Source organism: Oleiphilus sp. HI0125 (assembly GCF_001635355.1).
Map to the genome: position 1 here is coordinate 1 of NZ_LWGF01000259.1, position 555 is coordinate 555.

Genomic DNA, 555 nt, shown 5'->3' on the forward strand with positions numbered 1-555 from the left:
CCTCAGTAAATTCCCAAGAACTGCCACCCTGCGCTTGTTTTTCATGATAACTACGTACACGCGCTGCAGCTTGTTGCAGAGCTTCGCGTTGATCCGTAGGCAAGCCTTCTAAAGCTTCTTGCAAACGAGATTGAGGCATTTCAAGTTCTGACAATGCGCTAGCTCCAACTTGATCGAAGCGATTCGTCAACTCAAGAACAGCTTCGTCGCCGCGCTTACGCACATCTGAGATAATATCTTTAACTGTACGATGCACAGACTCATCAAGCGCCTCATCCCAAGCGACTAGATCTGCCAGCTTGTCATTAAAATCCGAATCTTTCGAACTTAAGCGTTTGATAGTTAACATAAAATCTCCAAAAACAACTTCTATTTCTCAACAACTACAGGCGTTTTTCAACAGCCTTTGCAAGCAACTCAATAATTGGTTGGATTTGTGCGTGCTTCATTTTCATAGACGCACGATTAACAACTAAGCGAGTACTAATATCGTGAATATGTTCGCGTGGCTCTAGACCATTGGCTTTGAGCGTGTTTCCTGTATCGACGATATCA

The 555-nt window shown here is 43.8% G+C and carries 1 protein-coding gene and 1 pseudogene; both read right to left on the minus strand.

What is annotated here, in order from left to right:
* The coding region (locus A3762_RS03810) for a histidinol dehydrogenase (RefSeq protein WP_197469003.1) at positions 1 to 349 on the minus strand (349 nt) is incomplete at its 3' end.
* 34 nt (positions 350 to 383) lie between these two features.
* Positions 384 to 555: pseudogene (hisG, locus tag A3762_RS03815) on the minus strand (ATP phosphoribosyltransferase); the annotation flags it as partial.